The organism is Nocardioides sp. Root140 (assembly GCF_001426745.1).
GTDB lineage: Bacteria > Actinomycetota > Actinomycetes > Propionibacteriales > Nocardioidaceae > Nocardioides.
On sequence record NZ_LMFI01000010.1, the window covers coordinates 1,337,813 to 1,356,820 of the forward strand.

18 protein-coding genes are annotated in these 19,008 nt (G+C 70.7%); 6 read left to right on the forward strand and 12 right to left on the reverse strand.

The features are described 5' to 3' along the window. Positions 1 to 2: 2 nt before the first annotated feature. Genes pxpB through ASD30_RS16695 form a run of 3 tightly spaced genes read right to left on the reverse strand, consistent with a single transcriptional unit; the run spans position 3 to position 2,622 of the window. Positions 3 to 611: a 5-oxoprolinase subunit PxpB gene (pxpB, locus tag ASD30_RS16685; RefSeq protein ID WP_056683788.1), complete on the reverse strand. Its 609-nt coding sequence runs from the start codon at positions 609 to 611 to the stop codon at positions 3 to 5. Next, positions 608 to 1,387, reverse strand: a complete 780-nt coding sequence (locus ASD30_RS16690; RefSeq protein ID WP_056685162.1) for a LamB/YcsF family protein — start codon at positions 1,385 to 1,387, stop codon at positions 608 to 610. The genes pxpB and ASD30_RS16690 overlap by 4 nt, the downstream gene beginning before the upstream one ends. A 5-nt stretch (positions 1,388 to 1,392) precedes the next feature. Further along, on the reverse strand, positions 1,393 to 2,622 hold the full coding sequence (locus ASD30_RS16695) for an NRAMP family divalent metal transporter (protein ID WP_056683792.1): 1,230 nt from the start codon (positions 2,620 to 2,622) through the stop codon (positions 1,393 to 1,395). 135 nt (positions 2,623 to 2,757) lie between these two features. On the opposite strand from ASD30_RS16695, the gene ASD30_RS16700 reads away from it, so the two are divergent. Both ASD30_RS16700 and ASD30_RS16705 read left to right on the forward strand, forming a co-directional pair. Beyond that, the gene (locus ASD30_RS16700; RefSeq protein ID WP_056683794.1) at positions 2,758 to 3,465 is read left to right on the forward strand and encodes a GntR family transcriptional regulator; all 708 of its coding nucleotides are present in this window, start codon (positions 2,758 to 2,760) and stop codon (positions 3,463 to 3,465) included. A gap of 246 nt (positions 3,466 to 3,711) precedes the next feature. Next, complete coding sequence (locus ASD30_RS16705) at positions 3,712 to 4,362, forward strand: glyoxalase (protein WP_056683797.1); 651 nt, start codon at positions 3,712 to 3,714, stop codon at positions 4,360 to 4,362. Positions 4,363 to 4,427: 65 nt separating this feature from the next. On the opposite strand, the gene ASD30_RS16710 is transcribed toward ASD30_RS16705, so the two are convergent. The 7 genes from ASD30_RS16710 to ASD30_RS16740 form a co-directional block, all read right to left on the reverse strand. Further along, entirely contained in the window at positions 4,428 to 5,282 is an 855-nt protein-coding gene (locus tag ASD30_RS16710; RefSeq protein WP_056683799.1) for an alpha/beta fold hydrolase, read from the reverse strand. 48 nt (positions 5,283 to 5,330) lie between these two features. Beyond that, complete coding sequence (locus tag ASD30_RS16715; protein WP_235532609.1) at positions 5,331 to 6,971, reverse strand: long-chain fatty acid--CoA ligase; 1,641 nt, start codon at positions 6,969 to 6,971, stop codon at positions 5,331 to 5,333. A gap of 86 nt (positions 6,972 to 7,057) precedes the next feature. Then, positions 7,058 to 8,455, reverse strand: coding sequence for a sensor histidine kinase (locus ASD30_RS16720; protein ID WP_056683805.1), 1,398 nt, complete (start codon positions 8,453 to 8,455; stop codon positions 7,058 to 7,060). Further along, complete coding sequence (locus ASD30_RS16725; RefSeq protein ID WP_056683808.1) at positions 8,452 to 10,107, reverse strand: FAD-dependent oxidoreductase; 1,656 nt, start codon at positions 10,105 to 10,107, stop codon at positions 8,452 to 8,454. Before ASD30_RS16725 ends, ASD30_RS16720 begins: the two co-directional genes overlap by 4 nt. Before the next feature lie 100 nt (positions 10,108 to 10,207). Further along, a complete protein-coding gene (locus ASD30_RS16730; protein WP_056683811.1) occupies positions 10,208 to 11,083 on the reverse strand; it encodes an RNA polymerase sigma-70 factor in 876 nt (291 codons plus the stop codon). After that, complete coding sequence (locus ASD30_RS16735) at positions 11,080 to 11,673, reverse strand: carboxymuconolactone decarboxylase family protein (RefSeq protein ID WP_056683817.1); 594 nt, start codon at positions 11,671 to 11,673, stop codon at positions 11,080 to 11,082. The genes ASD30_RS16730 and ASD30_RS16735 overlap by 4 nt, the downstream gene beginning before the upstream one ends. Positions 11,674 to 11,755: 82 nt before the next feature. Then, complete coding sequence (locus ASD30_RS16740; RefSeq protein WP_056683820.1) at positions 11,756 to 13,207, reverse strand: flavin-containing monooxygenase; 1,452 nt, start codon at positions 13,205 to 13,207, stop codon at positions 11,756 to 11,758. 113 nt (positions 13,208 to 13,320) lie between these two features. On the opposite strand from ASD30_RS16740, the gene ASD30_RS16745 reads away from it, so the two are divergent. Beyond that, complete coding sequence (locus tag ASD30_RS16745; protein WP_056683822.1) at positions 13,321 to 15,069, forward strand: pyruvate dehydrogenase; 1,749 nt, start codon at positions 13,321 to 13,323, stop codon at positions 15,067 to 15,069. 148 nt (positions 15,070 to 15,217) lie between these two features. Beyond that, on the forward strand, positions 15,218 to 16,300 hold the full coding sequence (locus ASD30_RS16750; RefSeq protein WP_082563888.1) for a WD40/YVTN/BNR-like repeat-containing protein: 1,083 nt from the start codon (positions 15,218 to 15,220) through the stop codon (positions 16,298 to 16,300). Between the two features lie 28 nt (positions 16,301 to 16,328). Here ASD30_RS16750 and ASD30_RS16755 read toward each other — a convergent pair whose 3' ends face one another. Next, a complete protein-coding gene (locus ASD30_RS16755) occupies positions 16,329 to 17,120 on the reverse strand; it encodes a hypothetical protein (RefSeq protein ID WP_056683824.1) in 792 nt (263 codons plus the stop codon). Between the two features lie 21 nt (positions 17,121 to 17,141). Further along, the gene (locus tag ASD30_RS16760; protein WP_056683827.1) at positions 17,142 to 17,876 is read right to left on the reverse strand and encodes a sulfite exporter TauE/SafE family protein; all 735 of its coding nucleotides are present in this window, start codon (positions 17,874 to 17,876) and stop codon (positions 17,142 to 17,144) included. A 146-nt stretch (positions 17,877 to 18,022) separates the two neighbouring features. Between ASD30_RS16760 and ASD30_RS16765 the strand changes: the two genes are divergently transcribed. Beyond that, on the forward strand, positions 18,023 to 18,589 hold the full coding sequence (locus ASD30_RS16765) for a dihydrofolate reductase family protein (RefSeq protein ID WP_056683828.1): 567 nt from the start codon (positions 18,023 to 18,025) through the stop codon (positions 18,587 to 18,589). Positions 18,590 to 18,610: 21 nt separating this feature from the next. Next, entirely contained in the window at positions 18,611 to 18,997 is a 387-nt protein-coding gene (locus ASD30_RS16770; RefSeq protein ID WP_056683833.1) for a VOC family protein, read from the forward strand. Positions 18,998 to 19,008 lie beyond the last annotated feature (11 nt).

A 19,008-nucleotide genomic window follows, 5' to 3' on the forward strand; every position in this document is an offset into this window, starting at 1 on the left:
CTTCACGCTTCCACGAAGCGCACGCGGATGCCCGGGGAGAGCAGGGCCGGCGGGTCACGGTCGAGGTCCCAGGCCTGGACCGGTGTGTGCCCGATCAGCTGCCAGCCGCCCGGCGACTCGCGCGGGTAGACGCCGGTGAACTCGCCGGCCAGGGCCACGGCGCCGGCCGGCACCTTCGTGCGGGGCGTGCTGCGGCGCGGCACCTCGAGCCTGTCGTCGGTGCCGACGAGGTAGCCGAAGCCGGGAGCGAAGCCGCAGAACGCGACGGTCCACTCCTGGCTGGTGTGGGCCTCGATCACGCCGCGCTCGCCGAGGCCGGTCAGGCGGGCCACCTCGGCCAGGTCCTCGCCGTCGTAGGTGACCGGCACCTCGACGTGGCCGGCGTCGGGCCGGGTGCCGCTGCGCGGGTCGGCGGCCAGCACGGCGCGGGCGACCCGGCGCAGGTCGGTGCGCTGCGGGTCGATGCGCAGCAGGAGGGTGCGGGCCGCGGGCACCAGGTCGACCACGCCCTCGGGTGGTGCGTCCACCAGCTCGGCGTACAACGCGAGCACCTCGTCGAGGTCGGCCAGCTCGACGAGGATGCCCTGGTCGGCACAGGGCAGCAGCTTCACGAGCCCGGCCCGTCGACGAACGGCGCGATGCGCACACCGGCCTCGTCGAGGCGGCGGCGTACGTCGGTCGCCATCGCCACCGCACCGGGGCTGTCCCCGTGCACGCACAGGGATCCGGGTCGCACCTCGACGACGGAGCCGTCGACGGCCTCGACCTCGTGGCGGGTGACCATGCGCTCGCAGCGCTGTGCCACCTCGGTCGGGTCGTGCAGCACCGCCCCGGGCTCGCGGCGCGAGACCAGCGTGCCCTCGGGGGTGTAGGCGCGGTCCGCGAACGCCTCGGGCACCGTGGTGAGTCCGGCCTCGTCGGCCAGGCGCAGCCACGCCGACCCGGGCAGGCCGAGCACCGGCAAACTGGGGTCATAGCGGCGTACGGCGTCGACGACCGCGGCCGCCTGCTCCTCGTGGTGCACGATCGCGTTGTAGAGCGCGCCGTGCGGCTTGACGTAGCGCACGCTCGTGCCGGCAACACGGGCGAAGGCCTCCAACGCGCCGATCTGGTAGAGCACGTCGTTGGTCAGCTCGTCGGGCGCCACGTCGATGAAGCGGCGGCCGAAGCCAGCCAGGTCGCGGTAGCCGACCTGGGCGCCGATCACGACGCCGCGGTCGGCGGCCGCCCGGCAGGTACGCCGCAGCACGGTCGGGTCTCCGGCGTGGAAGCCGCAGGCCACATTGGCGCTGGTGACCAGGTCGAGCAGCGCGTCGTCGTCGCCGAGGGTCCACTGGCCGAAGCTCTCACCGAGGTCGGCGTTGAGGTCGATCGTCAGGTCAGTCATCTCGGTCACCACAGGTCCTTGATCCCGCCCAGCGACTCCCAGCCGAGGTAGATCGTCAGCATCCAGACGAGCACGCCGGCCGCCAGCAGCCACTTCGGGTAGTGGTAGCCACCCAGCAGGTCGCCGGAACGCCGGAAGGCAACCCACAGGATGACGGCCAGGCCGACCGGCAGGATCAGGCCGTTGAGGGCACCGGCGAGGACGAGGAGCGTGACCGGCGCCTTGCCGAGGGCCAGGAACGCGACCGCGCAGGCCGCGATGAACGCGACGACGGCGTAGTTCCGGTTCTTGCTCGAGCCCTTGAAGGCACCGGAGAAGAACGACACGGAGGTGTAGGAGGCGCCGACCACCGAGGTGATGCTGGCTGCCCACAGGATCACGCCGAAGACACGGACGCCGACGTCGCCCATCACGTGCTCGAACGCGGACGCCGTCGGGTTGGCGTCGGACAGTGCCACGCCACCGGAGACTACGCCGAGGATGGCCAGGAAGAGCAGCGCCCGCATGACGCCGGTGACCAGGATGCCGGTGACCGATCCGCGGCTGATCATCCGGATGCTGTCGGTCCCGGTGATCCCGGAGTCGACCAGGCGGTGCGCCCCGGCGTACGTGATGTAGCCGCCGACGGTGCCGCCAATGAGGGTGGTGATGATCAGGAAGTCCACGCTGTCGGGGAGGACGGTCTGCTTGAGTGCCTCACCCGCGGGCGGGTCGGAGGCGATCGCGGCGTAGAGCACCATGCCGATCATCAGCACGCCGAGCACCACGACGATGCGGTCCATGGCGACGCCGGCGCGGCGGCTGAGGAAGATGCCGATCGCGATGATCGCGGAGATGGTGCCGCCGATCTTCACGTCGAGGCCGAACATCGCGTTCATGCCCAGAGCGGTGCCGCCGATGTTGCCGATGTTGAAGATCAGGCCGCCGAGGAACACGAGGACGGCCAGGAACCAGCCGGCGCCGGGGATGACCTTGTTGGCGAGGTCCTGGGCGTGCATCCCGGCGATGCCGATGACGCGCCACACGTTCAGCTGGACCGCGATGTCGACGACGATGGACAGCAGGATCGCGAACGCGAACGCCGCGCCGAGCTGCTCGGTGAAGACCGTGGTCTGCGTGATGAAGCCGGGGCCGATCGCGCTGGTGGCCATCAGGAACATGGCGCCGAGGAGGGCACCGCGTCCCGCCCGTGCGGCCACCGGGTTCGGTGGGGTGGTCGTCGTGCCGTTGTCCATGGAACTCGCCTTGCTGTCGGGGTCCGGTCTGACCTGTTCGCTGCCCTCGGGCTGTGCTCGTGGAGATGGGGGTCACACCAGAATGAGGGATTGTTGAACAATTCGTCAATACCCCTATCTGTCTAGACTGTCCGCGTGACGACGAACGAGCGGGGAATCGGGTGGGTCGAGGAGCTCGGTGCCGAGCGCGCCTCACTGGGGCGGGCCAGCACCGCGCGCCGGGTCGCCGACGTGCTGCGGGCCCGGATCACCGAGGGTCGACTGCCCCCCGGAACCCGTCTCTCCGAGGAGGACATCGGCGCAGCGCTCGGGGTCTCGCGCAACACCCTGCGTGAGTCGTTCCGGCTGCTCGCCCACGAGCGCCTGCTGGTCCACGAGTTCAACCGCGGCGTCTTCGTCCGCAAGCTCGACGCCGACGACGTGCGCGACCTCTACGCGTTCCGGCGGATCCTCGAGTGCGGCGCGCTGCGTCACGCGACCCGCACCGACGAGGCCGTACGCCGTACCGCCGTCGAGGCCGTGCGCCGAGCGGTCGAAGACGGAGAATCCTCAGCCACACAAGGGAACTGGGTCGACGTCGGCACCGCTAACATGGCCTTCCACCAGGCGATCGCACTGTTCGCGCAGAGCCCGCGGGTCGACGAGGCGATGCGCCACGTGCTCGCCGAGCTGCGCCTGGTCTTCCACGTGATGGCGGCACCGCAGACCTTCCACGAGCCCTACCTCACCGACAACCGCCGCATCCTGGGCCACCTCGCCGACGGCGAGTTCGAGGCCGCGGCGCAGGCCCTGGCCGCCTACCTCGACGCGGCCGAGTCCCAGCTGGTCGCCGTCTTCGAATGATCACTCCTCGCTCGACGTGAGTGAGTTGCGGGCAGCCCGAGATGAGCAAGCTGTTCATTTCAACCTGCAGTTCGCCCGGGTCCAGGGCACGGCACCGCTCAGCGGCCGCCCCAGAGGCGTCAACTGACTGTTGAAATGAACAGGAGGCTCGCGCTGAGCGAGCTGGACGACCTGACCCGGACGCGAGTGCGGCATCAGTCAGGAATCGAGAAGCACCGCCCGCGGGGCGCGCCTAGCGTTGCGGGCATGACTTCCATCGACACCTTCACCCTCGAGGTCGACGACCTCGCCACCGCCACCGACTTCTACGACGCCGCGTTCGGACTCTCCGGACCCGGCAGCCTGCTGCAGCTGCGCGCCACCGACGCCGCGACCTCCGGGTTCCGCGGCTTCACGCTGTCCCTCATCACCTCCCAGCCCGCCGACGTGGACGCCCTGGCCGAGACCGCGATCGAGGCCGGCGCCGAGGTGCTCAAGCCGGTCGCCAAGTCGTTCTGGGGGTACGGCGGCGTGCTCCGCGCCCCCGACGGGACGATCTGGCAGATCGCCTCCTCGTCGAAGAAGAACCACGGCCCTGCGACCCGCAGGATCGACTCCGTCGTGCTGCTGATCGGCGCCGACGACGTGCTGGCGAGCAAGAGATTCTACGAGGAGCAGGGCCTGGAGGTGGCGAAGAGCTTCGGCCGCAAGTACGTCGAGTTCGAGGCCGGTGCCGGTCGCGTGACGCTGGCCCTCAACGGCCGCAAGGCGCTGGCCAAGGTGGCAGGTGTGCCCCTCGAGGGCGAGGGCTCGCACCGCGTCGTGATCGGCACTGCTGCGGGTGCGTTCACCGATCCCGACGGCTTCACGTGGGAGTCGGTGTCCGTCGACGTACCGCGCCGGCCCGTCAACGGCTGACCGTGTGCCACCCCGCGTGGCGGCGTGCCCTCGCCGACGCCCACGCGCTCACGACCGTGGGCAGCTCAGGCGTGCTGGTCGAGCCACGCGATCACGTCGGCGGTGACCTCGTCGCGGTTGGTCTCGTTGAAGATCTCGTGGCGCGCGTCGTCGTACACGCGGACGGTCACGTCGCCCAGCCCGGCGTCGCGGTAGCGCTGCCCGAGCAGCTGGACCAGGTCGCCTCCGCCGGCCAACGGGTCCGCGCTGCCGGAGGCGATCAGGATCGGCAGGTCGCCGCGCACGGCTGACGGGTCGGCGAGCCGCGCGGCCGGACCGAACAGGGCGGGAATCGTCTCCTCGGGCAGGTCGAAGCCGGACAGCGGGTCGGCCACGTAGGCGTCGACCTCGGCCTCGTCGCGGGAGAGCCACTCGTAGCCGGTCCGGTTCTCGAAGGCGGCGTTGAACGCCTCCAGGCCGACCGGTCCCTCCGACTGGGCCAGCCCGGCCGCGAGCACGTCGAGGGCGGTCGAGCCCGACAGCACCACGCCGGCGTACTGCGCACCGTGCTCGAGGATCGCGGCCTGGGCGGCGAACGACCCCATCGAGTGGGCGACCAGGAAGAGCGGCAGGTCCGGGTGGTCCTCGCGCAGCCGGGCGCCGTACGCCGCCAGGTCGGTGATCAGGCCGTCGAAGCCGGCCGCACCGAAGTCGCCCGGCACGTCGGTGACCGACTTGCCATGGCCACGGTGGTCGAGGCCGCGCACGAGGTAGCCGGCGGAGTTGAGCGCGGTGGCGAGCCGGTCGTAGCGGGCCAGGTGCTCGGCGACACCGTGCGCGAGCTGGACCACGCCGCGGGGTTGCGCCGCGTCGTTCCAGGCGTAGGTCGCCAGCGCGATCCCGTCGACGGGCGACGTGAAGGTGGAGCACTCGAAGGTCATGGCTGATCCGTTCTCTGCAGGGGTGGGACGGGACGGGTCACTGGGACCTCAGCGCGGCTTGGGGCCCTCGAGCTCCACGACGTCGAGCTCACCGGCTGCGTGCTGCGCGCGGATCACCTTCTTGTCGAACTTGCCCACGCTGGTCTTGGGCACCTCGGCGATGAAGGCCCAGTGCTCGGGCAGCTGCCACTTGGCGAACCGGTCGGCGAGCGAGGCGCGCAGGGCCTCGGCGTCGGCGCCAGCACCCTCCTTCAGCACCACGGCGACCAACGGGCGCTCGTCCCAGGCGGTGTCGGGCACCCCGATGACCGCGGCCTCGAGCACGTCCTCGTGTGACATCACCGCGTTCTCGAGGTCGACCGACGAGATCCACTCGCCGCCCGACTTGATCACGTCCTTCGAGCGGTCGACGAGGGTGAGGTAGCCGTCGGGGGTGATCCTGCCGACGTCACCAGTGCGCAACCAGCCGTCGTGGAACTTCTCCGGGTCGACGGTCCGGCCGTCGGGTGAGTAGTAGGAGCCGGCGATCCACGGCCCCTTCACCTCGAGCTCGCCGAGGCTCTCGCCGTCGTGCGGCACGAGGTTGCCGGCGTCGTCGATCAACCGCGCCTGCACCGACGCGGCGAACTGGCCCTGGCTGATCCGGTAGGGCCAGGCTTCCTCGGCGGTCGCCTTCGCGGGCGGGTGGGCCACCGAGCCCAGCGGCGAGGTCTCGGTCATCCCCCACGCGTGGAGGATCGGGACGCCGTGCTTCTCGTCGAACTCCTTCATCATCGCCGGCGGCACCGCGGAGCCACCGACGATCACCTCGCGCAGGTGGGTGATGTCCTGCGGGTGGACGGCGAGCTGGCCGAGCACGCCGGTCCAGATGGTCGGTACGGCGGCGGCGAAGGTCGGCTTCTCGACCGCCATCATCTCGAGCAGCGGCTCGGGCTGGAGGAACCGGTCGGGCATCAGCAACGAGGCGCCGCACATCAGGGCGGCGTACGGGATGCCCCAGGCGTTGGCGTGGAACATCGGCACGATCGCCAGCACGTTGTCGCGCTGCGAGAGGGCCATCCCGTCGGTGGTGCAGACGTGCATCGAGTGGAGCACGCTCGAGCGGTGGGAGTAGGCCACGCCCTTGGGTTCGCCCGTGGTGCCCGAGGTGTAGCACATGGCCGCGGCCAGGCGTTCGTCGACGACCGGGAAGTCGAACTCCTCGGAGTGCGCCGCCAGCAGGTCGTCGTACGCATGGACCGTGACGCCGGCGGGAGCCTCGAGGGCGCTCGCGTCGCCGTTGGCCACGATCACGTGCTGCACCGACCTCAGGCCCGGCAACAGGGGTCCGAAGAGCGGCAGCAGCGAGCCGTCGACGATGACCACCTTGTCCTCGGCATGGTTGGCCACGAAGGTGAGCTGCTCGGGGAACAGGCGGATGTTGAGGGCGTGCAGCACCGAGCCCATCGCCGGAATCGCGTTGTAGGCAACGAAGTGCTCGTTGTTGTTCCACATGAACGTGCCGACCCGGTCGGTCTGCTCGACCCCGAGTCCGCGCAGCGCGTTCGCCAGCCGACCGGCCTGGCGGCCGACCTCGCCGAAGGTCATCCGGCGCACCTCGGACCCGGTCCAGGTGGCGACCTCGGCGTCCGCCTTCGACGTCATCGCGTGGCGGAGGATGGTGGCCAGGGACAGGGGCTCGTCCTGCATCGTGCTCAACATGGGCCATCATGGCCACACTTCCCGCTCGAGCGCACCACCCTTCGGGAGGAAATGTGCAGCCTTCGGGGAGCTGGTCAGCCCGCAGGGCTCGACGAGGGTCGCTTCGGCAGGCGCACGCGGAACACCGTCCGGCCCGGTTCCGACTCGATCGTGATCTCGCCGCCGTGGCGTTCGACGACGATCCGGCGCGAGAGGTCCAGGCCCAGGCCGGTCCCCTGCCCGACGTCCTTGGTGGTGAAGAACGGCTCGAACGCGTGCGCCTGCACGTCGTCGGGCATCCCCGGGCCGGAGTCGACGATCTCGACGACCACTCCCTCACCCTGTGCGCGCGTCGACACCCGCAACGTGCCGACGCCCTCCATCGCGTCCACCGCGTTGTCGATCAGGTTGGTCCACACCTGGTTCAGCTCCGCCGCGGTCGCCTCGATCTGGGGTACGTCGGAGCCGTAGTCGCGCACGACGGTGATGCCACCCAGCTTGTGGCCCAGCATCACCAGGGTGCTCTCCAGTCCCTCGGTCAGGTCCATCCGCTGGACCGAGGCCCGGTCGAGCTGGGAGTAGGTGCGCACCGCGGCCACCAGCTCCGAGATGCGCCGCGTCGACTCCTTCACCTCCGAGAGGAGTGCCGAGGTGGAGAGCGAGCTGGCCACCCACCCGAGTCCCGCGGCCAGCGGGCCACCCTCGAGCACGACCGCCACCCGGTCGCACCACGCCACGTCGACGCCGGCGGCGGCGAGGTGGGAGGCGACCTCCCACTCCCGTTCGACGCCGTGCGCGGCGAGCCAGTCGGAGAGCGCGTCCTCGCGATCGGCCACGGCCAGGGGATCGGCGACGGCCGGCGGCGGTTCGATCTCGCGGCGCAACGTGTCGAGCTCCACGAACTGACCGGCGGTGATCGGTCCCTCCGCCAGCCGGGTGAGCGAGGACAGCAGCTCCTCGCAGGTCTCCGCGAGGGCGTCGACCGCCCGGGTGGCGGCGGAAGCCGGGTTGTTGATCTCGTGCGCCAACCCGGCCGCGAGCGTGCCGAGGGCGACCAGCGCCTCACGCTGGCGGGTGCGCGACTCGATGCTGCGCACGGTGTTCATCAGTCCGCTGATCATGTGGACCCCGAACGGGAACCAGGCGTCGGCGAGCCCACGGAGCCGGTCCGCCGGCACCCGGAGCAACCGTCCCGCGGTGTCCCCGCGACCCGTGGCGGTGTAGATGCCGTGCGGGTCCCAGGCCTGGAACCCGCCGGCCCATTGGCCGGGGGTCGCCATCCTGCCCATCAGGGTCTCCTCGTGGCCGACGTGACGGGTCAGCGTGAGGGAGCCCTCGAGGAGCACCCACCAGTCCGCGGCCGGGCGGGCCTCGCGGAACAGCTCCTCCCCGACCCCGAAGGCGACCTCGTCTCCGGCATCCAGCAGCTGACGGAGCTGGTCGTCATCCAGCCCGTCGAACAGTGCGATGGCCCGCACGGCGTCGAAGCTCATGTCGTCGCCAGGTAGCGGTGGACCAGGTAGACCGACATGGCGCCCTCGCCCACGGCGGAGGCGACCCGCTTCATCGAGTCCAGGCGCACGTCACCGGCGGCGAACACTCCGGGCACGCTCGTCTCCAGGGCGTACGGCGACCGCAGCAACGGCCACTGCCCGGCGTGGGCAGAGGCGAGCAGCTCCTGCCCGGTCAGCACGAATCCCTTGTCGTCACGTGCCACGGAGTCGCCGAGCCACGCGGTGTGCGGCACCGCGCCGATGAAGACGAAGAGCCACGACGTCGACACCTCCGTCGTCGTCCCACGGGCCCGGTCGGCCAGGGTGATCGCCTCGAGGTGGCCGTCGCCACGGGCCGCCACCACCTCGGTGCCCAGCTGCACCTCGACGTTCTCCGCGCCACGGATCCGGGCGACGAGATACTGCGACATCGTGTGCTCCAGAGCATCACCGCGCACCACGAGCACGACCCGCTTGGCGTAGCGGGCCAGGTTGAGCACCGCCTGGCCGGCGGAGTTGGCCGCGCCCACGACGTACACCTCCTCGCCGGCGCACTCGACAGCCTCGCTCGCGGTCGCCCCGTAGCGGGCACCGTGCAGGCCGAGCCCGTCGAGGCCCTCCGCCTCGAGCCGGCGGTAGGAGACGCCCGTGGCGACCAACAGCGACCGCGCCTCGATCTCGCCGGAGTCGAACCGCACCGCCCGGACCGGGCCGCGTGTCTCGAAGCCCACCACGTCACGCGCCAGCACCATCTCCGCACCGAACCGTGACGCCTGGGCCACGGCCCGGTGGGTGAGGTCGGCGCCGGTCAGGCCCTTCGGGAAGCCGAGGTAGTTCTCGATCGCCGCGCTCTGGCCGGCCTGCCCACCCGGGGCGTCCCGCTCGACCACGACGGTGCTCAGGCCCTCCGAGGCCGCGTAGACCGCCGCCGCCAGGCCGGCGGGTCCGCCGCCGACGATGCACAGGTCGTAGAGCGGTTGCTCGGCCCTCGTGCGCAGGCCGAGCGCCTCAGCCAGGGCCAGGGTGGTCGGCGTGCGCAGGGTGTCGTGGTCGGGAACCAGCACGAGGGGCAGGTCGGCGGCTCCGCCACCAGCGAGGGCGAGGAGCTTGCGAGCCTCGTCCTCGCGCTCGATGTCCAGCCACCGGTAGGGAACATGGTTGCGGGCCAGGAAGGTCTTGAGCTCGTGGCTGCGGTCGGACCACCGGTGACCCACGACCCGCACGGTCGCGGCGTCGTCGGGGTGGTCGCTGCTCCAGTCGTCGAGCAGGTCGTCGACCACCGGGTAGAGGTGCTCCGCGGGCGGGTCCCACGGCTTGAGCAGGTAGTAGTCCAGCCCGATGTCGTTGATCGCCTTGATCGCCACGTCCGTGTCGGCGTACGCCGTGAGCAGGAGCAGCTTGGTGTCGGGCGTGAGGAGCCGCACCTGCTCGAGGAGCTCGATGCCGGTCATGCCGGGCATCCGCTGGTCGGAGGCGACCAGCGCCACCGGCCGGGCCCGCAGGGCCAGCTCGGTCATGGTGGTCAGCGCCTCGGAGCCGGACGTGGCCCGGATGATCGTGTAGTCGCCGCCGTAGCGCGTGCGCATGTCCCGCGCGATGGCGCGGGAGACCCCCGGGTCGTCGTCAACCGCAAGGATTGCGGGTTTCGCCATCGCAGCACCCCTCCAGGACCACCATCGAAGGTATCGGCGCCGACGGCGATCGCGTGGGTTTCGCTCCCGACCTACCCGATTCTGGGGATGCGGGTCATTGTCAGCGGCTGAGCTCGACCTCCTGGAGGATCCGGGACAGCTTCTCCGGGTTGCGCAACGCGTAGATGCCGCTGACCAGGCCCTCCTCGACGCGCAGGGAGACGACGCTGTCGAGCTCGTCGTCGATCCACACGACCAGGGCCGGCCATCCGTTGACCGTCACCGTCTCGGTCCTCGTGGCGCTCGCGGCAAGGACGGCGAGCCCGGCCCTGAGCAGGCGGCCCACCTTGTCGGCCCCGCACACCGCGTTCGGCACGGCCTGCTTGATGCCGCCGCCGTCGCCGAGCACGACCACGTCAGGGGCGAGGATGTCGAGCAGGTCCTCGATCTCGCCGGTGGCCACCGCCCGTTGGAACGCCTCCAGCGCTCCCTGGGTGTCGGCCCGCGAGACCGCGCCGCGCGGCTTGCGCTCGGCAACGTGTGCCCTGGCCCGACTGGCGATCTGGCGTACGGCGGCCTCGGACTTGCCGACCGCCTCGGCCAGCTCGTCGTAGCCGAAGTCGAACACGTCGTGCAGCACGAACACCGCGCGCTGGGTGGGGGTGAGCGTCTCGAGCACCAGCAGCATCGCCATCGACAGGCTGTCGGCCAGCTCGACGTCCTCGGCGATGTCGGGGCTGGTCAACAACGGCTCGGGCAGCCACTGCCCGACGTACTCCTCACGGCGGCGGGACGCCGTACGCAGCTGGTCGAGCGCCGCACGGGTGACGATGCGGACCAGGAACGCACGCGGGTCACGCACCTCGGCCTGGTCGACCCGCGTCCACTTCAGCCACGTCTCCTGGACGACGTCCTCGGCGTCGGCCGCCGTCCCGAGCATCTCGTAGGCGACCGTGAAGAGCAGGCCCCGGTGGGTGACGAACGGGTCTGTGGTCACGACGCCGACACTACGGGTCGCGACGGTGCGGCGAGAGGCGCCAGCCCGCAGGCCTCGGCGAACTCGGCGGACCTGATGCCGAGGGCCACGTTGCCGCGTGCGGTCATGTTCATCATGCCGACCCGCGAGGTCAGCTCGAGCAGCCCGGCGGCACCGAGATCCTCGAGCAGGGCGGCCGCCAGCTCGTCGGTGACGGCCACCGGGAGCTGGCACATCGCGACGGCGTACTCCATCACCCGGCGCTCCACCGGCGTGAACGCGTCGGACTCGCGCCAGCGCGGCACCTCGCGCGCCTTCGACTCGTCCAGTCCCTTGTCGTGGGCCAGGAAGTAGTGGAAGTCGAGGCAGAAGCTGCACCCGACCTCGGCCGCCGCGGCCATCGCGGCGAGGGTGCCCAGGGTGCGGTCGAGCTTGTCCCACTTCTCCACCTTGGCGCCGAACTTCATGCTGTCCTTGAAGATCGCGGGGTGGTGCCACATCACCTCGGCACCCTCGGGCACGCTGCCCATCTTCTTCTTCATCGCGAACTTGAGGATCCCGCCGTAGATGCCGTCGAGGGGCTTGCGGGGGATGCGGGTCGTGCCGTTCATCGTGGTCTCCTGTCGTCGGTTACGACATGAAGACGCCGGCCATCGTCGATCTGTGACAGTTCGTGCTGACCGGTCCCGCAGATCAGTGCACGGACTCGTAGTCGGCCGGGTCGAACCTGGCCTGCCGGCGGTACTGCACGCCGAGCCACGGCCAGTTGGTCGTGATCCGTCCGTCGGCCTGGCGGTACCACGAGGCGCACTGGCTCCAGACGCTTCCGCGCAGCTCCTGCTGCACGCGGTCGTCGTACGCCGCCTCGACGTCGGCGCGCACCTGGAGGGGAGCTCCCGTCGTGGCGAGGTGCTCGACGTAGTCACCGAGGTGGTCTGCCTGGGCCTCCAGGAAGTAGATGATCGAACCACCTCCGGTGTTGGTGTTCGGGCCGTACATCACGCACAGGTTGGGGAAACCGGGCACCGTCATGCCGTAGTAGGCGTGCGCGCCCGTCGCCCAGGCGTCGGCCAGGCTGACGCCGTCCGGACCCTCGATCCTCATCGGCGCGAGGAACTCGGTGGCCTTGAACCCGGTCCCCCAGACCAGGACGTCGGTCTCGTGCTCGCGTCCGTCCGCGGTCGTGACACCGGTGGGGGTGATCGCGGTGATCGCCTCGGTCACCACGTCGACGTTCGGCTGGGCCAGCGCCGGGAGGTAGTCGTTGGAGAAGAGGATCCGCTTGCAGCCGATCGGGTAGTCGGGCCACACCTTCTCGAAGAGCCCCGGCCGCGACTTGGTCTGACGGCGCATGTGGAACTTAGAGACTCGCTTCAGCACGCGGGACAGGGGCTTGGAGTAGACCCACGCGACGCTGAGTCCCTCGACGACGCCGTACCACGTGCCGCGTTCGGCCAGCTCGGTCGCGGGCACCTTCTCGAAGACCTTGTGGTGGGTCGCGCTGAACTCCCGGTCCATCCGCGGGATGATGTACGGCGCGCTGCGTTGGAACAGCGTCACGTGCGCGGCGTCCTGGCGGATGTGCGGCACGAACTGGATCGCGCTGGCGCCGGTGCCGATCACCGACACACGCTTGCCGGTCAGGTCGACGTCGTGGTTCCACTCCGCCGAGTGGAAGCTCTCGCCGGCGAAGGTCTCGCGGCCGGGGATGTCGGCGTACGCCGGCCGCGACAGCTGGCCGACCGCGGAGACGAGCACGTCGACCTCGATCGGCTCSCCGCCGTCGATCTCGACGGTCCACCGTCCGGTCGCGGCGTCGTACGACGACCCGAGCACCTCGGTGCCGAGCCGGAGGTGCCGGCGCAGGTCGTACTTGTCGACGACGTGGTGGATGTAGTCGAGGATCGCCGGCTGCCGCGAGAAGCGGTGCGGCCAGCGCGGGTTCGGCTCGAACGAGTAGGAGTAGAACGGCGAGGGCACGTCACAGGCCGCGCCGGGATAGGTGTTCTCGCGCCAGACGCCGCCGACGTCGTCGGCCTTCTCGAGGAGCACGAGGTCGTGGAAGCCACGCTTCTTCAGCTCGATGGCCGCGGCGAGACCGCCGAAGCCGGTCCCGATGATGGCGATGGACGGGTTCGCAGGCATTGGCTGATCGTGGCACGCCCGCCGACCCGTCGCCAGTTCCAGTTGACCTGTCGCCAGTTGTGGTTGTCCAGCGCATACTCGAAGACCAGTTGACCCCAACGAGAGGAAGCGTCGTGGCCCAGGAGCTCGCCAGCCAGTTCGTGGAACAACTGCAGTCCGCGGGAGTGCAGCGCATCTACGGGATCGTCGGTGACAGCCTCAACCCGATCGTCGATGCCGTGCGCCGCACCGGTGGCTCGGCCAAGGGCGGCATCGACTGGGTGCACGTGCGGCACGAGGAGGCCGCGGCCTTCGCGGCGTCGGCCGAAGCACAGCTCACCGGGAAGCTCGCCGTGTGCGCCGGATCGTGCGGCCCGGGCAACCTGCACCTGATCAACGGCCTCTACGACGCGAACCGCTCGGGGGCACCCGTCCTCGCCCTGGCCTCCCACATCCCGAGCCGCCAGATCGGCAGCGGCTACTTCCAGGAGACCCACCCGGACCGGATCTTCACCGAGTGCTCGGTCTACTCCGAGCTGGTCAGCACCACCGACCAGGCGCCCCGCGTCGTCCGCGACGCGATCCAGCACGCAGTCGCCAGGCGCGGCGTCGCGGTGGTGACGCTCCCCGGAGACGTCGCTGATCTGGAGGCGTCGGCCCCGACGCCGTCCTGCCGTCCCGTCGAGCCGGGAGCGCTGCACCCCGCGCCGGAGAGCGTGCGGCGGCTCGCGGACGCGATCAACAAGGCCGACAAGGTGGCGATCTTCGCCGGCGCCGGCGTGCAGGGCGCCCACGACGAGGTGATCGAGCTGGCCGCGAGGATCAACGCACCGATCGGCCACTCGCTGCGCGGCAAGGACTTCATCCAGTACGACAACCCCTTCGACATCGGGATGACCGGGCTGCTCGGCTACGGCGCCGCGGCCGAAGGCATCGAGGACGCCGACCTGCTGCTCCTGCTGGGCACCGACTTCCCCTACGACCAGTTCCTCCCGGACACCCCCACCGCCCAGGTCGACCGGGCCGCCGAGCACATCGGGCGGCGCACCGAGGTCGCCGTACCCGTCCACGGCGACGTCCTGCCCACCCTCGCCGCGCTGCTGCCGCTGGTCGAGGCGAAGAAGAGCGACCGGTTCCTCACCCGGATGCTCAAGAAGCACGACAAGCTGATGAACAAGACCGTCGGCGCGTACACCCGCAAGGTCGACAAGCTCGTGCCGATCCACCCGGAGTACGCCGCGTCCGTGCTCGACGACGTGGCCGACGAGGACGCGATCTTCACCGCCGACACCGGCATGTGCAACGTGTGGACCGCCCGCTACATCCGGCCCCTGGGCACTCGCCGGCTGATCGGCTCCTACCTCCACGGATCCATGGCGAACGCGCTGCCCCACGCGATCGGCGCCCAGATGAGCCATCCCGACCGACAGGTGATCTCCGTGTCCGGGGACGGCGGACTCTCCATGCTGCTGGGCGAGCTGGTCACCGCGGCGGCGTTGAAGATCCCGATCAAGGTCGTGCTGTTCAACAACTCGACGCTCGGCATGGTGAAGCTGGAGATGCTGGTCGACGGGCTGCCCGACTTCGGGGTCGACGTCCCCGACACCAACTACGCGGCGGTCGCGCAGGCGATGGGCTTCCACGCCCGGCGGGTCGTGAAGCCGACCGACCTCGAGGAGGCCTACCGGGCCGCCTTCGCGCACGACGGGCCAGCGCTCGTCGAGATCATCACCGACCCGCAAGCCCTCTCCCTGCCGCCCAAGATCACCAGCGAGCAGGTCTTCGGCTTCGCCACCGCGATGTCGAAGATCGTGCTGAACAAGGGTGCCGGCGAGGCGGTCAGCATGGCGCGCAGCAACATGCGCAACCTGCCCCGCCGCTGATCCTGGTCAGCGTCCGCCCACCCCGGTGTAACGCGGGGTTATGGTCGCTCCACACGCGTTCTGACACGGGCGAACCGTCAACAGCACCGCACCAGTGCCGCCGTACAGGCTCTGGACAGACGTGGTCACGCGCGGCAGGGTGCCAAGCATGCGCATCCTCCTCGGAACCCTCGCCCTGGTCGTCAGCTCGCTTCCGTTCGGTACGCCGGCCGTGGCCGCCGCCCCGCACGATCGCGGGCACTCGGACCCCATGTGGAGCGAGTCGGTCGTCGACGCCGACCAGAGCTTCCGCGGCCTCGACGCGGTCGACGACCGGACGGCCTGGGTCAGTGGCGGCAGCCTGACCGACGGCGGGCCGGGCAAGGTCTTCCGCACGACCAACGGCGGCGAGTCCTGGCAGGACGTCAGCCCGCCCGGCACCGAGGGACTGGGCTTCCGCGACGTCGAGGCGAGCAGCGCCAGGACCGCTTCCGTGCTGGCGATCGGGCCCGGCGAGGCGTCCCGGATCTACCGCACCACCGACGGTGGGGCGACCTGGACCGAGACCTTCCGCAACACCGAGGAGACCGCGTTCTACAACTGCATGGACTTCTATCCCGGCGGCAAGCGTGGCCTCGCGGTCAGCGACCCGGTCGACGGCAAGTTCCGCATCATCGGCACGCACGACGGCGGCCGGTCATGGCAGGTGATGTCCGACCGTGGCATGCCCGACTCGACCGGTGAGTTCAACTTCTCCGCCAGCGGTGACTGCCTGGTGATCAACGGCCGCCACGCCTGGTTCGGCTCGGGCGGCAGCATCTCCCGGGTCTTCCACTCGACCGACTTCGGGCGCACCTGGGAGGCCACCGACTCCACGATCCCGGCCGGCGAGGCGGCAGGCGTCTTCGGCCTGGCCTTCCGTACGCCGGGCGAGGGCCTGGCCGTCGGCGGCGACTTCTCCGCACCCGACAACGGTGTCGACGCCACGGCGGTCACCACGCGACGCGGCGGCTGGCGCAATGCCGGCGATCTGGCCCACCTCGGCGAGGACGCCGCGTGGATCCGGGGCCGTCACCACACCGTCGTGGTGGTGGGTGAGTCCGGTGATGTCGCGGGCAGCAGCATCAGCCTGGACGGTGGCCTCAACTGGGAGCGCTTCTCCGAGACCGGTTTCCACACCCTCGACTGCGTGCGTCGTACGTGCTGGGCGGCCGGAGGCAACGGCCGGGCCGCCACCCTGCACCTGCGCTGACTCCCCGGAACTCAGACCGTGCGAGCGGTCAGCGTCGGCTGAACCAGCGCCGGCGGCGCGGGGCTTCCGGCACGGGGTGCAACAGGGCGGAGCCCAGCACGCGGGCGACTTCCGGCACCCCGGAGACGGTGACCGCCTCGTTGGCCAGGTCATGACCGTGCAGCCACCAGTGGACGTCGACGGCAGGGCCCTCGACCACGACGGCGGGCGCCTCAGGGGACCCGAGCCGCATCTCGGCTGGCATGCCGTTCTCGGGCCAGCTGAGCCCGACGTGCCACGCCTCCCCCGTGTCGCTGGTCCGGATCTCGACGATCTCGGGCAGCCACTGGACCTCGGCCTCCGGAGCTGCCCAGTGCCCGAGCGCCCGGTCGATGCCGTCGGCGGCCACCTCTGCGGTCAGCGGCGGCGTCGCCCGACCCGCGGTCAGGCTCGCCGCGTGCGCGACGGTGATCGCCTCGTGGGCGAGCAGCCTGGCCACCTCGGCCGTCGTACCCGGTCGCCCGAAGTAGTCCAGCGTCGTGTCGGGTCCGGCGGCCCTGAGAGCGGTCTCGAGCCTGCCGAGCTCGGCGGCGATCCCGGCCACCAGCTCCGCATGAACCGAGGGTGCGTCGACGTCGTCGCGCCGGCTCCAGTGGTCGTCCGGGTTCTCCAACGACCATGCCCAGATCTCCAGCGTTGCCCAGTGGTCGGCAACCGCCTGACGCACCGTCGTGGACGCCGGCGGCAGCCTGTCGTCGGGCTGGAGCAGCCCGAGGCTGGCCGCGCCCGCGCGCCCGTGGAGGTCGAGCAGGTCGAGGTGCTCGGAGAAGGAGACGGTCACGTCACGAGCCTAGAGGGCAGCTCAGGCCACGAGCAGGCGCACCAGGATCAGCGTCCCGGCGGCGAGGCACGCGCAGGCCACCACCTTGCGCAGCGCCTCGCCCGGCACCCGCGTCGCCAGGAGGGCTCCGCCGACCGTGCCGAGAGCGGCCACCACTCCGAGCAGGGTCCCGAGGCGTACGTCGACCAGGCCGGTCTGCAGGAAGCCGATCGAACCGGCGACCACCACGGGCAGCTGGACGGCCTGACTGACCGCGACCGCCTTCAGCGGCGCGACTCCCAGCAGGAGCAGGATCGGCACGAGCAGCACCGGCCCACCCGTGCCGGTGAGCGCCGAGCCGAGGCCGACGAACGCCCCGATGCCGACCAGGGGCACCGTGCCGAGCTCGCCGACGTCCAGGTGTCGAGCGCCGGGGAGGAGCTGGTTCACGCCGACGAGCAGGGTCAGCGCGGCCAGGCCGAGCATGAGGGCTGTCGCGGGCAGGCTGGCGCTGACCAACGCACCGAGGAACGCAGCAGGCACGACGCCCACCCCGAGTCGGCGCAGCATCGGCCAGGGCACGACGCCCTGCCGGGCGTAGGCGATGGTGCCGACCACACCCGTGAAGAGGAACGCCCAGGTGCTGGTGGCGGTCGCCTCGTGGACCGACAGATCACCCAGTGCCACCAGGCCCGGCGGCAGCAGGACCCCGCCGACGCCGACCATGCCGATGAGGGCGCCGATGACGAGGGCGAGCAGGCCCAGGGCGACTGCCACGGTCGGTTCTCCTTCTCCAGGTCAGACAGCACACGGAACATGCGACATTACGACGCGATGAGTTCTCGGCTGACTGGAGGTCTGTTCATCCAGGAGCCTCCACCGCACCGGTGTGGCAGGCGAGCCTTGACCCAGGAGGAAACGACATGTCCGAGCTGCTGGTCGACTACATCACCTCACTCGACGGGTACGGCGCGGCCGAGGGATGGCCGGGCTTCTGGGGCATGGAGAGCCCCGAATACCTTGCCTGGCTGGGCGAACAGCCCGAGCACATCCACCTGATGGGCGCCAACACCTACCGCCTGATGCACGGCTTCGCCGCCCAGGGCGAGCCCGGCACCGACGTGATGGCCGACTTCCGGAAGGTGGTGTTCTCCTCGACCCTGAGCGAGCCGCTGGAGTGGGCGAACAGCACGCTCGTCTCGACCGATCCCGTGGAGGCCGTGCGCGAGATGAAGGCCCACGAGACCATGCCGATCGCCACCCTCGGCAGCCTCACCCTGTGCCGCTCGCTGCTCGCCGCTGGCCTGGTCGACAGGTTCCGGGTCGTGGTCTTCCCGGTGATCACCGGCGCCACCGGCCAGGAGCGCATCTACGACGGCTACCCCGACGTCGCGCTCGACCTGGTCGAGAGCCGCACCTTCGAGGGCGGGCTCCAGCTCCTGACCTACCAGCCCCGAGTGTTGGACGGACCTCCCAGCACAGGCGCATGATGCATGGAGGGAGGTCCAGGGATGAGTGAGCTGACGCCGTACCTCTGCGTGGGCGACGCCCGCGCCGCGATCGACTGGTACGTCGACGCGCTCGGCGCACAAGTCGTCTACGACCCGATCGTCATGGAGGACGGGCGCATCGGCCATGTCGAGCTGGCGATCGGTTCAGCCCGCTGGATGATGGCCGACGAGTTCCCCGAGTCCGGCGTCGCGCCACCGGACCCCGCTCGCGGGTCGGCGGTCAGCCTGCACCTGGTCGTCGACGACGTGGACGCGGTGGTGGGCCGCCTGCTCGCGGCAGGGGTGACCATGGACCGCGGCCCCGAGGACTCGCCGCCTGCCGGCCGGGTCGCGGTCTTCCGGGACCCGTGGCACCACCGCTGGTTCCTGAACCAGTCCACGCCCTGAGGCCTGGGCTG